Below are 14,071 nucleotides of genomic sequence, written 5' to 3' on the forward strand. Positions count from 1 at the left end.
ATGCCAAGCCGCTCCTTACTTAGTCAATTTGGAAAAACCCTCGCCCATATTGTGTTGGTAGCGATTGCGGTTTTTAGTTTTGGCTTATTGGGTTTGCTGCTCAGAATACCTAACGATCCGATAGGAATCCTTATGCCAGCAACAGGCGTAGGATTGGCGGCGACTTTGCTGCTTGGTAAGCGAATCTTACTGGGAGTTGCCATTGGCAGTTTCGGTGTCAATGCCTGGGCTTTTGATGTTAATCCGGAATTTTTACCCGTCTATTTTACTGGCGCGATAGGCGCAGCCTTATCGGCTCTTATTGGAGCCAGCTTAATTCGCAGAATAAATGGCTTTCCAAGTCCGCTCGTGCAAGGTAGATGCATTATCCAATTTATGTTGCTGGGTGGGCCGATAGGCTGTCTGTTATCAGCGACTATCAGCATTATCGTAATTCGCAGTTTGGGTATTATTACCTTGGCGGATGTGCCGCTGGCTTGGCTAAATTGGTGGGTGGGTGACATCTTAGGCGTGTTAATTTTCACGCCGCTGATCCTGATATTTTTTTCCAATTCGCAAGACATTTGGTATCGTCGTCGAGCAACAGTTGGTTTGCCGATTATGCTGACATTCGCTTTAGTGTGTATCCTATTTTTTTATCTGGGTAATGTTGATCGCCAGCAACACATTAAGCAATTACAAGATAAAACCATTACTTTATCTCAAGCATTAAAAAACAGAATCCAATTGGATTTGAATTCATTACATGCGCTTAAGGGTTTTTTGTTAGCGTCACCATTAATAAAACCTCAAGAAGTGTTGCTTTTAACTAATCAATTGCTCTTTGCTTATAAAGAAATAAAATTAATTAGTTGGATTAATGTTGAGGAGAAAACAGGGGGAACTAGGCAATTTATTTCGGCGTTTAACGATAGCCAACACAATAAATCGGAGACTTTGCGATTGTTGCCTTCTGAACTCAGAAAGAAAATACTGAGGAGTTCTCTCTATACCGAGACAGAATTCCTGGTGTCAGAAAAAAACGGGTTTAAATTGGTCGTTCCTGTCGTCAAAGGGATTAACCAGAGCAAGAAGACCTTAGGCATAATTGTAGCTGCTATTTCTATGCAGGATTTGATTGATCATGCACTAGATGGGCTTAATACCGCCAATTGTTCAATGACCATCATTGCAAACGATCAGGCAGCTTCCGATGCAAAAATCATTTACACCAATATTGGCAGCTCTGATTATGAACCGTATCAAACAAACCCCATCCATGTAGCAGACCAAACTTGGCTATTGAGCTTTTACCATAATTGGGGCAGAGAAAAAACCGCATCACATAAGTCTATTGAATGGATTACGTTATGTGGGTTTTGGTTTGCCGGCATACTCGGCATTGTCCTCTTGCATCTGACTGGACGCTATTTTGATACTGAAGCCATAATTGAAGAACGCACTAAAATACTAACACAAACAAAAATCTCCGCTGAACAAGCCAATGAAACCAAGAATCAATTCCTGGCTAAGATCAGTCATGAGCTAAGGACACCACTAAACGGTATTTCTGGCTTTACTCAGCTACTGGAAAAGAAGCCATCGCTAACCGCTGAAGATAAAAAACAGGTTGCGATTATCAAGCAATGCAGTGATAACCTGCTAAAGCTTATTAACGAAATTCTCGATATTTCGGCGATAGAATCCCAACAAGTTAGCGTAGAAGTCAGTAACTTTAACTTTGCACAATTGTTTACCGATTGCATTCAAATTTGTAAATTCAAGGCGGATGAAAAAGGTCTCAAGCTCATTACAAAAAACACCTGTATGGTGCAGCATTTTCTTGGCGACGAAAAGCGTATCCGGCAGATACTGGTTAATTTAATTGATAACGCTATTAAATATACCAACAGCGGTAGCGTAGAGGTGGCTGCATTTTATGATGACGACACGCTTAAAATGACTATTACCGATACTGGTTGTGGAATTGCCGAAAACGATTTGGAGCGTATTTTTACACCATTCGTGCAGATCAGCGTCAACAACTTTACCCGTGAGGGGATAGGCTTAGGTCTGTCCATTACCAAAGAACTGGTGAATTTGATGGCTGGCGAATTGACCGTTAACAGTCAACTGGGCATTGGCAGTGTTTTTTCAGTTGCTCTGCCCTTGCCGCTTAGTGCAAAAAAACAAACGAAAACCATGCCTTATTCGAGCAATGCCGATGCCGAATTTAATGAAGTCAATGTCTTGGTTGTCGATGATAGCGAAATCAATCTGCTGTTTTTGGTCAGTATGTTGGAGCAAATAGGTTGCAAAGTACACTCTGCAATGGACGGGCAAGAAGCCTTGGCATTAATTCAGAGAAATCATTACCATCTAGCTTTGATAGACATCAACATGCCAGTCATGAATGGCTTAGAATTGGTAAAAGAGATTCGTAAACTGCGCTTAAAATTTAAGGTGGTCGCCGTCAGTGCCTACGCAGATAACGAGAAAATAAACGAAGCCCTTAATGCGGGATTTGACACCTACCTAACCAAACCCATCGAAGAATATCAGTTAGTAGAATTGATACAAACAAGCTTAAAGTAAATTTTTAACTCCCCACCTTTTGTGTTCTAGTAGTCGTCTCTTGGGATAAGGGATAGGAGCGTCGTTGCTTGGAAGCACTGAAAAATCACTTAAATTAGGTGTATTTGTCACAGCCGTTTTCCACTGTGCCATAACCTACTCCAAGGATCTCCAAAGCCAATCTACATAAATCAACTCCTTCAAGAAGCTAGACCTTAGTTTCACCTACAGTATTTACCTGAGACAGTTTCAGGTGTTTACCTGAGGCATTTTCAGGTGTTTACCGTAGATTAATTACTTGTAATTTCGGATAACCTAATCACAAGACAAATGTAAGGGGCGTTTGTGAGATTTTGCAACGGTTTATAGTTGCTTATGCAAGGTTTTAAGCTTCAGTCTATAGGTAATCATACGCATATACCCAGATTTTAAACTGAGTAGAGTAGCACGCGGCGACCATGCCTATAAAAAGCAAACAATTGCGGCTGCTCGCTGTATTTGGGTGCGTTGCTTTAACGCTGTAGTCGGAAAGTGTAGCGTATTTTAGATTTTTTGCCTCAGCACGGAAAGTAATACCGATTTTTCTGACACTGAACAGGTTGCCTCACCTCTGTGAGGATAACAACTCTTTCGTTACGTGAAAAATCAAAACTTGTATTCACTAAACACAGTTTAATTATCAAAGGAAATTAGTGAAAAGTCAAGAAATAAATAATCAGTGATTAATTTAATTTTTGACCAACGACCAATATGGATAAGGTGGGTCACTTTTTAAGATAGGGATTTTGGGGATGAAGCGGAAAAACCGCTCGAAAGGATGGGAGTGATAAGCCACTTCTGAATTTGTTGCAGTGAAAATAGTTTTACCAACTTTTACTAAAGGAGAATCTTAGTGAAAAAAACTTTAACAAGGAGTTTACGGGATTGGCTTGTGCCAGCGACGTTGCCACCTTTGCACAACTTAACAACACAAAAATGGAGTCTGACATGAAGATAAACGAACAAACCCTAAAGACTGGCAAAGGCAAGCTGCGTAATGTAATACGTACCGCTTTGGTCGGTACAATTTTAGTAAGCGGCATGGCAAACGCCGTGCTTCGTGACCACGGTCCTGTTAGCAGTACCGACTTCTTCCCAGATTGGTACCGCGAAACTGCGGACGCTGGCGGCATGGCGCTCGCCCAGTGTATCTTTCCTGATGATGGTGGCAACGGTCCATTGTGCTTAACCAGTACCGCTGATGCCACGCCTGGTCGTTTTGCAGGCAATATTGGTCCAGAAGCGTTCTACGCTGCTGCTGACATAGAGGTTCCAATTAACGGTGGTAGTATGTCTTGGATAGGTCATTTGGAAATGGCTTATCTGACTGCCGATGGTGAGCCGCCAGCCGTACATCTTGCGAACGATCCGCAAGAAGTCGTGTTTTCTCGTGAACGTATCCGTATAGACTTGCAAACACAGGGTGGTGCCTGTACAGGTACGTACACCATTCGTACGCCATTTTCTGTCCGCGACTATGAGATGGAAGAAGGTGCTCGTGCTTTGTTCTTCACAGACGATAAGACTGCCATCCCTGGTGATTTTACCGCTGCCTTGGCAGGTCACACCGGACCCTTCCTGAAATGGAATGTAGGTCAGGATGGTCTGTCACCAGTGAGTGTTACCAACCCAGCCGTAACCATTAACCCTGTCGGTGGTGGTGCGCCGCGCAAATACATTGGCGATCCCAACACGCCTCACTTATTCACTGGCAGCACCATTCCCGCAGGCCCAGGGCATGAAGAATTGGGTTTCAATAATTATGTGGAAATTACACCGCCTCTTGGCTGCGACCTGATAGGGGACGGTAGCATTGGTACTCCGGTTTTTGAAGAGTTGGCCGCAATTTCAGGTCGTATCTGGGATCTTCCCATTCAAGATCCGGTTGCTGTTACCAAGGCTACTTATGTCCGTAACAATGCTACAGCTGCGGTAGACGTTTGGGCTGAAGCTAATAAAGCACAAAACATGGTTCTGACCGCCTCTTCGGATGCATCTCAGCACCTTCCTAGTGTCACTATGCAGGAAGAAGAAATTGGTGGCAACCCTACCGGTCGTTATCATGCTCACCTAGAGTTCGATCCGTTGCAAACGATTCCCGCTTCGGTGACAGTCACCAACTTGACCAGTAATCCTGCTTCACGCGCATCTTCTGGTATTGTTGATGCTGTGGTCATTACCAAGTCAACTTTCAACCCAGTAACGAAGACGCTTTGTATCGCCGCCCACTCCGGTGACGAGAATGGCGCGACGTTGCCATTGAATCTGCAAGCCCCAAGTTACGGCGCATTTAGCGCACCGACTGAGAATTGCCCTGGTATGGTCAGCAATGACATGGTATTGGAGAAGGATCTGACCACGTTTGGTGGAGACTTCCGCATTCCGCCTGAAGGAATTCTCGTACAGTCTAACTCGGGCGGCAGTGAAACCAGTCATCCGATCAGTCTCACCGGTAACAGCGACGCAGCTTTGCTTGTGGGTGCTGTCAGTGATGATTTTGACAATGTTCCTGGTACAGGTGCAACCCTCTTAGATCTAGTCTCAGCAAGTTATGGCGCAGACCCAGACCTGGAAAAGACGACTGCAAGCATCGATACTACTCCTGCGAACTTCCGTATCGTAGTAATCAGTCAGCCAGAAGTCGGTACGATTACTGCACCGGCAGCAGGTGGCATTGTGACTTTCACTGCTGTAGAAGGTATGGAAGCGATCAGCCAGAACTTCTATTACGCTATCCAAAACACCACCGACAACACAGTGACTAATGTTGCTAGAGTGGATTTGAGCGTAGATAAGGTCATTCCGCCGCCAGTTGGTGTAGCGGATAACTTTGTAGTCTTCCGCACCGGCGGTGCCCGTACCGTGAATGTATTGAGGAACGATGTGACGGGTTTGAGCAACACCGCGATAGATCCTGCATCAGTTCTGCTAGTGGCAGGTGCTGGTCAAACCTTATCGGGTGATGCCAAGAGCCTTACCACAGTGCGTGGAACAGTAAGCGTAAATGCCAACGGCACTCTCGTTTACACACCGGTGGGTCAGACTATAACTGTTAACAACGTTGTAGAAAGCTTCAGTTACACGGTAGCTAATACAGCGAATTCACGTTCTGTGCCTATCCAAACCAACATTGTTTTCCGTACTGCATTAGAAACACCCACCTTTAATAGGGTTCGTTTCCAAGGCGGCGTATGGTCGATCCGTTTCACAACCACCTATGCAGGTATCAATGTTGGCGCTCCGGTAGGAACGACAGCACCAAGCGGCACTTGCAGGCTGACCAGAAACAATAACGTGAATGGTGAGTTTGGACAGATAGGTGTCACCACTAACTGGACTCAGGCGGCAGGTTTTATCGTCATCGGTAACCCAGGTCCAGCGGCTACAGGTAACTGGCAGGTTACTTGTACCACCAGTAACGGTAACTCGTTCGTTAGTGGACCAGTATAAAGCTGAGTAAAATCCCATACCGAATCACTTTTAGCGGGTCGGTATGAGAGAGAGAAATAAAGGACACGGCGATCACCCCAGGGTGTTCGCCGTGAGTCCCAAAGAACGCAGGAGTTGAGGTCATATATGTACGGTAATGGTTTCAACTCATTTTAGTAAGTGGATGAATCACAAAAGTCAGGGTTCATCACTTTAGTTTTTGAAAATGACAGTCGGAGTAAGGAAAGTTTGCCATGCAAGATGATTTGAGAGCCGTATGACAGAGTCAAGGCTAACAATTCAAGGCTAACAAAAGGTAAAGTATTTTTACAGATTTGAACTTTTGCATTGTTTTATGGGATTCACCATTGGCGTGTCGATTACAACAAATGGTGAAATGGTTCGAACACCCTAATGATTATGGCTTGTCATTAATAGTATTAACTGACTGCTAAATTATATTTATGCAGTTTTTCTGAACTTTAACTAAGGATTAACAATGTATTTAAAGGTAATCACAATAAATATTGCGCTAGTGCTGTGTACGGCTATGGCTCTGCCAGCCGCAGCTGCACCGCGACTGATCGGTGCTGATGCCATCAGGCCGCAAAGTACGACTTTCTCGTTGTTCTTTGTCGATCTGGTCAAAGTGGGTATGACCAGCACAACTGCCCAAGCTACCCTAAATGCGCGTTTGGCTGCCGCCGGCGAGGGCCTTACTTCCTGTTTACTGACGGGAGATGTCAACGCAAACAACATCAACTGTGGCAACGGGTTGATGCGTTTGGGACCTGACTTCTTCTCCACGACTATCGGTAACAACCATGTAGCACCAACAATCAACTGGCTACCTGAAGATAATGTTTCTAATTTGGACAAGACCACCATCGAATACGCGGTCAACGGGCGGTCTACTCTTGTAAATACGCCAATGGATGCTTCTAGGCCATTCAAAATCAGATTTAACAAACGCATCGCCCAGTTTGGCTTTGTGGTTGACCCCTTCCTGTTTCTCGACCCAACTGCCCCCCTAGATGAGGGGCGGATGTTGGACGGGTTACAGTTCATTGTTAACGGACAGGCTACACCTGTTAGAGATTTCACTAATGAACAGCGTGGTAATGTGCACTTTACCGGCGTGGAAGATCCTCATGGCTTTACCGAAGTTACCGTTATCGGCACCGGACTTGGAACCATCAAGTTGGATCGATACACCATCGTTCCTTTAAACAATTTCTGAGAGTACGGACCATGAAGAACTTACGAAATATTATTAAAGCTCTGTTAGCGGCTCCGCTTGCCATAGGCTTGCCAATTGGAACAGCCCATGCCGTGCCGCAATACACCTTGACCGATTTAGGCACCCTCGGTGGTTCCTACAGCAACGGCGCAGCATTGAACGAGGCAGGACAGGTAGTTGGTTATTCCCATCTGCCATCTAATTCTGCTCTACACCCATTCCTTTGGCAGGATGGTATCGGTTTGGAAGATCTTAACACCCTCGGCGGCACTTATGCTTTAGCCGCTGGCATTAATAACGTAGGAAAAGTCGTTGGCAATTCCAGTATCGTCAGTGACGTTGACACCCACGGCTTTGTCTGGACACTTGGGGCGCTTGGCTTGATGCAGGGTCTACCGACCTTGGGCGGAGAGTTCAGCCGTGCCACAGCCATAAACGATAACGACTTGATAACCGGTTCCGCCAGCATCGCTGGCAATGTCGCCGAGCGAGGTGTTGTCTGGTTTAATTCTGTTGCCTCGCCTACTGACCTTGGTACGCTTGGTGGTAGTAATAGCCAGGGTAACGACATCAATTTTATCGGTCAGGTTGTCGGTTATGCCGAAGATGCTAATCGTGTCACCCACGCTACTCTTTGGACACCGCCTTATAACAACCCAGCTCAGGACTTGGGAACCTTGGGTGGCACTTATAGTGAGGCGATGGCTATTAATGCCCAAGGTCAAGTCACTGGGATTTCCAGTAATACTGGCGATACAGTGTTCCAAGGTTTTATCTGGCAGGCTGGACAAGGCATGGTAAATCTTGGCGCTTTGACAACCACTAGCAGCCATACTGCCGGTATCGACATTAATGCAAATGGCGATGTAGTCGGTTATTCCACCACGGCGGGCGGCGCAGCAAAACGCGCTATCGTCCGTAAGGCTGGAGCCACCGCATTAGCCGATCTCAACGGGTTGATTTTGCCCAACACTGGCTGGGTGTTGTCCGAAGCCAATGCTATCAACGATGGTGGCCAGATTGTCGGTATTGGCACTTTGACAAAAGTTGACACGGTTAACAATCTCAATAAGGTAGAACCCCACGCTTTCCTGTTGACACCAGACAGGGAGAAGCCGACTGTAACTTGCCCCACAACGGTCACTACGACTGGTACTCAGCCTGCTAGTATCGGTACAGCGGCCGCCCAGGATAATCTGGACACAGCGCCCGTTATCACAAACAATCGACCAGTGACATTCCCTAATGGCGACACTACCGTAGTTTGGACAGCAACCGATGCCAACGGCAACGCGGCGACCTGCTCGCAAATAGTGACAGTTGGCGGAGACAGAACGGCACCAATAGTCAGCGTCGCGGTAAGCCCAGCGACACCGAATGCATCCGGTTGGTATTTGGTATCGCCAAGCATAACCTGGACGGTAACGGATGCCGAATCGGCTATTTCGTCAAGAGCAGGCTGTACCAATGTACCCGCAGTGGCTAATACGTCACCTGCCGGGCAACCGCCACTTTCATGTACCGCGACGAGTGCAGGCGGAACGTCTCTACCCGTGACCACGGCAATCATTAAAGTCGATACCGTTGCGCCCGTTCTTGCGGATGTGCCAGCCGCGTTCACGCAACAAGCAAGCAGCCCGACTGGTGCAGTGGTCAATTATACAAACCCGACGGCTACCGATACTTTTTCTGGTGTTAGTGCAACGGGCGTAAGTTGTCTACCAGCGTCTGGTGTGGCTTTCCCTATGGGATCTACTACAGTCAACTGTTCGGTTAGTGATGTTGCAGGCAATAGCAGCAGCACCAGCTTTGTAGTGACCGTGGCAGACCAAACGCCGCCCGTGGTCGTCTTCAACACTGTGCCAGCAGCACCTGCTGCATCGGGTTGGTTTTTAGCGCCTGTAGCTACATCTTGGTCAGTCACTGATGCCGAGTCAGCTGTTACCAGTCCAGCTTGTACACCAGCAACAAGATCAACCTCGACGGCATCAGCAGGTGTAAACATGACCTGTAGTGCAACTAGTGCAGGTGGTTCAACCGGAACGATAACTCGGACTGTAAAGGTAGATATTGGTTTGCCTACTTTCACTGCACCTGCCAACATCACACGTAACCCAACTGGATCAAATGGTGCTGTGGTGACCTATGCTACGCCGACCGCGACTGATCCGACCCCAGGGTCTGGCCTGAATGGTGGGGTAAGTTGTACACCAGCATCGGGTTCAACCTTCCCTATGGGTACTACAGTGGTTACTTGTTCAGCAAGGGATGTGGCGGGCAATACGGCCAACCGTACTTTTAACGTAACTGTTGCAGACAATACCGCTCCGCTAGTCAGCTTTGTTGTTGCCCCTGCGGTTGATGGTTTGGCTGGCTGGTATAAGACATCGCCTAGTGTAACGTGGACAGTGACTGATCCTCATACACCAATTACGGCTAGAGTTGGTTGTGTTGATCAAGCTGCGGTAGGAAATACAGTAGGTCAATCGTTCTCATGTAATGCAACCAGTGGTGGTGGCACATCGGCGACAGTGGCTACTCCCACATTAAGGGTAGACACAATTGCACCTACCTTTACGGGTACACCAGCATCGTTTACAAGAGCAGCGACCAGTGCGGCGGGAGCAGTAGTTACTTATACTGCGCCAACTGCAACTGATACTTTCTCTGGGGTCAGTGCCGCAGGTGTAAGTTGTTTGCCAGCTTCTGGCGCTACGATGCCACTTGGTGCAAACGCGGTAACTTGTAGTGCAAGTGACGTTGCGGGAAATGCTAATTCCGTTAGCTTCGTTGTTACCGTAGTGGAAGCGACGGATCAAGTTCCCCCAGTTTTCACAAACTGCCCAGCAACCGTGACTTTAACACAAGGCGAAGCGTTGCCGCTGTTGGTTGCGACTGACAACGTGTCTACGCCTGTCGTTACCCGTACACCAGCCGGTGATCTTTCGCTCGGACTGACAACGGTAACCTGGACAGCCACGGATGCAGCAGGGTTGAGTGCAAACTGCGTACAGCAAGTGACGGTCAATGCGGTTGTTTCTGAAACGATAACTGTCAATACGCCTCAATGCAAAAGGAGAAATAACGGTGGTGAATGGTCGGTTCGCGGTACAAACTCAACAACCAACAGCATTCAATTGTATACCTCAGCGACAGTGCCTTCTGACTCGAACACATTATTGAATTTGGGTACGCCACGTACTGTAAACAACGGTAGTTGGTCATATTCAACCCAAAATGGATTGGCCTGCACGACACGGATTAGCTTACGCTCCTCAGCGGGTACAGTTCAGGAGAATATAAGCGTAAGAATTCGGTAGTCCGAAGTCGTATCTCAATGTCGTTAAGTTAGGTCGTCATACCGGCTGATGGGTTAGGGGAGGGGATGCCATTATCCTCTCCGCACTTCCTCCATTCATAGAGGTTGCTGGTATTCAGTAACAGAGATGGTACGTAGAGACGCAAAAATTTGCGTCTCTACTTTAACCAACCTTGAATTCTGGACTTGGGTACTAGCACTGCCGAAACGATGAGTTTTAATCTATAGATTCGACCTTGTGATGTTTTAATTACTGTTCGTCTTGAGCCTGTCGGAAGGTGTGTGAGCTTCGAATCGCTCAGCACGAACGGTTCAAACATTAAAAGACCGAATCAATAATGGTCTTGGGTTGTATTTAGGGAGTTTCATTAGGAAGTCACTAAAAATAGCTATTCCCTCTGGAAGAAGGCGGATTTTGAATTTTTAGAGATTTCTTACTGCAACAGGTAGTTGCACGAAAACGGTCTGCTCTGGTAGCAAAAATCCTAATGCAGGCTTAATAGTAAATGTTGGGAGGAAAATCAGCTCTGCAAGGATTTGATATTTCCCAGCAAGTTGTAAGCTATCGGTACGGTGTTCTGCTAGTCGATTAATTGACAAGTGCCGATGACTTTTTAGAACTAGGCTCACCAATGCTAAGGCAAGGCGACTTCTTGGTGAAAGTTTAAAAATAACAATAGGAGTTTCGGCTTGTTTTGGGAAAGCTTCATACCTAACTAATCTAAGCTGAATTGATATGAAACATTTGCATTTGACGACAAGTTTGTGCAAATCCTCATACCGTCAATAAGAGGAATTTACCATGAAAAAAACGAACAATCTCAGCGTGAAGGAAAACGTTGATAAACAATACACGGATAAGGGCGAAATACTTTCTTCCAAAACCAATAAACCTATCGGTTTGGCTGTGGCTATAGCGGCGTTGTCTGGCTGTTTAGCGTTTACGCTGCCTGTCCATGCGGAATTCAACATCCCAACCGAAAATGGTCTTAATCCCGTACCTGTACCCAGCCCGCTGTGTATTGGTGATAAGTGCGCTTATGAATTTGAAGACAAGTTATTGTTGTTTGAAGAATTTGGGCTTGAGAATATATCTAGCTCTGACACGTCTTCATCATCCATACCGCTGACGTTTCCCGTGCCTGCGGATTGTGATGGGATTCCAAATGGTGATGACCTTGATGATTTTCTGAGGGAAGATCTTCATTCAATTCCCACTCGAAAATCGGACGAGACAGATGCACATGAACTAATTACAGCAACTAATCCTTGGGAAGCTAAAGTAAAGGATTGTCTTGGTTTACCGACAGATATGGCAATGCCCGCTGATGGTCGCCCGACTGGTGAATGGTTTGCCCATCAACGTTGGGATGAGTTTCCTGCACAAGCTTACTTTCAATCTGCCCAGACGGGTGCTCGCGTCAATGGTGGTCTGCGTGACAAGAAACAGCTTCATGAATACAAGGTGGGGGAATTTCGCGCCCCTGATCCTGATCATGGTGATCCGGGTGGACTGTACTATGTCGATGCTGATGGCGATGGAAAGCCGGGTAATGAAGGTTTATCAATAAAGCTAAACCATAATTTACCTACCCAAGATCCTCAGCATGTGTGGACGTTTGATGGTACTTTACCGCCAAAATTACTGATGGCACGTTATGGCGAAGCCATTTTGTTCCGTCACTACGATGCACTGCCTATCGATCCCGGCGCAAATGGTGGTTTTGGTAAGAATACCATCAGTACTCACGAACATAACGGTCATAATCCGGCTGAAAGTGACGGCTTTATGCACGCCTACTTTTATCCGGGGCAGTTTTATGATTACCATTGGCCGATGGTTCTGGCCGGACATGACAGCATCAATACCGGAGCAACTGATCTCAAAACGGGTGCGCCTGATGGTAACGGAGGCATAACGCGAGTTCAAGGCGACTGGCATGAAACCATGAGTACCCATTGGTTTCATGACCACATGCTGGATTACACCGCGCAGAATGTATACAAAGGCAATGCTGCGATGATGAATTACTACAGTGCCATTGATCGCGGACGGGAGCCTGTCGATTTGACAGAGGCCAGTACAGGTATTTCAGGAAGTTCAGGAAGGTTGAACCCTGGCTACGGCTGTCATTATATGAACGCCAACAATGCCAACTTATGCTTACCGAGTGGTTCTGGTCTGGATTGGGGCAACCGCGATTATGACATGAATCTGGTGGTTGCCGACAAGGCCTGGGATAGTGAAGGCCAGCTTAAATTCAATATCTTCAACACCGATGGTTATCTGGGTGACCGTATTGCCGTCAACTGGGGCTACAAACCTTATGTCGATGTTCGGGCACGCCGCTACCGTTTTCGTGTTCTGAATGGTAGTGTCTCGCGTTACTATAAGATAGCTGTTGTGGATCAAGCCGGAAAAGTAGTGCCTTCCTATATGATTGCGAATGACGGCAATATTATGCAACACGCTATTCCATTCCCTAATGCCCAGTCAACTCAGGCTTGGCCTGAACAAGGCATTGCCGAACGCTATGACATGATTATCGACTTTAAAGGCATGGCAGGCAAAAAATTGTACCTGGTTAATTTACTGGAGCATAAGGATGGTAAAGGGCCTAACAAAGTCATTCCATTGGCTGATGTGCTGAGTGGAAAATATAGGGCGGATGGCAAAAATGGCGATCCAGGCGTGGGTAAGTTCCTGGAGTTTAGGGTAAAAGGATGTAACGGGACCACTACTTGCTCAGATTTCAGTATGAATCCTGCGGAATATCAAGAAAAGGTCACTGATCCAGTTACTAAGAAAGTTGTCCCCGGGAAACAGATGATTCCATTGAATAAACCGACGACTCAGGAACTGAAAGCTGCTGTGCATAGAAGCTTCGTTTTTGGTAGATCCAATGCTACAGACCTAGTGCCTTGGACGATAAAAACCGATGGTGGTGCTGGCTTACCTGCTGATCCAACGCGGGTTTCAGCGGCACCACAGCTTCCATCAACCCCAAACGGACTAGGCAAAGTTGAGATATGGCATCTCAGTGGTGGTCTAGGTTGGAGTCATCCAGTGCATGTTCACTTTGAAGAAGGGCAAATTCTTAAACGTGGAGGTATAGCGCCGCCGATCTGGGAAAAATATGCGCGTAAAGATGTCTATCGGATAGGTACTCTGCCAGACAGTACATCCAATGTCGATATTGCTATTCGCTTCAGAGAGTTTGGTGGCACTTATGTGGAACATTGCCACAATACTCAACATGAAGATAAGGCGATGTTGTTGCGTTGGGATTTAGAACACCCCGGTCAAACACTAGCCATACCGACACCAGAGCCGGACTGGGATGGGGTTCGATACGATCCCAGTATATATTTGCCGACCGCTAAAACCGGTGATGTGGCCGCTAAGCAAGCTTTCGTCCTGCCATAGAACACCAAATGACAAGGTTGATGAAAACGCATAGTGTCGTAGGTAGTTTGAGAAGCCTGTGTTT

The 14,071-nt window shown here is 46.7% G+C and carries 5 protein-coding genes; all 5 read left to right on the plus strand.

The genetic code is table 11. The features are described 5' to 3' along the window. Nucleotides 1-2,574 (plus strand): response regulator, encoded by a 2,574-nt coding sequence (locus tag AC1YY3_RS03545; RefSeq protein WP_481823999.1) that lies wholly within the window; start codon nt 1-3, stop codon nt 2,572-2,574. A 966-nt stretch (nt 2,575-3,540) separates the two neighbouring features. Continuing rightward, nucleotides 3,541-6,042, plus strand: a complete 2,502-nt coding sequence (locus AC1YY3_RS03550) for a hypothetical protein (protein WP_481823998.1) — start codon at nt 3,541-3,543, stop codon at nt 6,040-6,042. Between the two features lie 478 nt (nt 6,043-6,520). Further along, nucleotides 6,521-7,261 carry a hypothetical protein gene (locus tag AC1YY3_RS03555; protein ID WP_481823997.1) on the plus strand — a complete coding sequence of 247 codons (741 nt, stop codon included), beginning with the start codon at nt 6,521-6,523 and terminating at the stop codon, nt 7,259-7,261. A gap of 11 nt (nt 7,262-7,272) precedes the next feature. Further along, nucleotides 7,273-10,581: an HYR domain-containing protein gene (locus tag AC1YY3_RS03560; protein ID WP_481823996.1), complete on the plus strand. Its 3,309-nt coding sequence runs from the start codon at nt 7,273-7,275 to the stop codon at nt 10,579-10,581. An 801-nt stretch (nt 10,582-11,382) separates the two neighbouring features. Then, the gene (locus AC1YY3_RS03565) at nt 11,383-14,007 is read left to right on the plus strand and encodes a multicopper oxidase domain-containing protein (RefSeq protein WP_482194321.1); all 2,625 of its coding nucleotides are present in this window, start codon (nt 11,383-11,385) and stop codon (nt 14,005-14,007) included. The last annotated feature ends 64 nt before the right edge of the window (nt 14,008-14,071 follow it).

This window comes from Methyloglobulus sp., assembly GCF_964779595.1.